This window comes from Streptomyces sp. NRRL WC-3549 (genome assembly GCF_000721935.1).
Lineage (GTDB): Bacteria > Actinomycetota > Actinomycetes > Streptomycetales > Streptomycetaceae > Streptomyces.
In genome coordinates this window covers 105567-105988 of the sequence record NZ_KL585421.1, presented here as the reverse complement: position 1 = coordinate 105988, position 422 = coordinate 105567, and the positions used below count along the sequence as shown (strand labels likewise).

Annotated in this window: 1 protein-coding gene; it reads left to right on the top strand. The window is 72.7% G+C overall.

All coding sequences use genetic code 11. From position 1 onward, the window contains the following. Positions 1-422: PP2C family protein-serine/threonine phosphatase (locus IH13_RS0125820; RefSeq protein ID WP_158791300.1), on the top strand; the 422-nt coding region annotated here is incomplete at both ends.

Below are 422 nucleotides of genomic sequence, written 5' to 3'. Positions count from 1 at the left end.
AGATGTGTATAAGAGACAGCTCTACGACACCAAGGACCGGCTCGCACACAGCCTCCAGGCCCACCTGCTCCCCCACACCCTGCCCCGGATCGCCGGCCTGGACATCGCCGCCCGGTACCTTCCGGCGACCCGGGGCATGGGCATCGGCGGGGACTTCTACGACGTGATCCGGCTGGACGCCACCACGGCGGCGGCCGCCATCGGTGACGTCCAGGGCCACAACGTGAACGCCGCCGCGCTCATGGGACAGGTGCGGACCGCGGTGCACGCCTCCGCCGGGGCGCCGCCCGACGAGGTGCTGGCACGGACCAACCGGCTGCTCGCCGACCTCGACCCCGGCCTGTTCACCAGCTGCCTGTACGTCCATCTCGACCTCGCCGGGAACCGGGCCCGGCTGGCGACCGCCGGGCACCCGCCGCCGC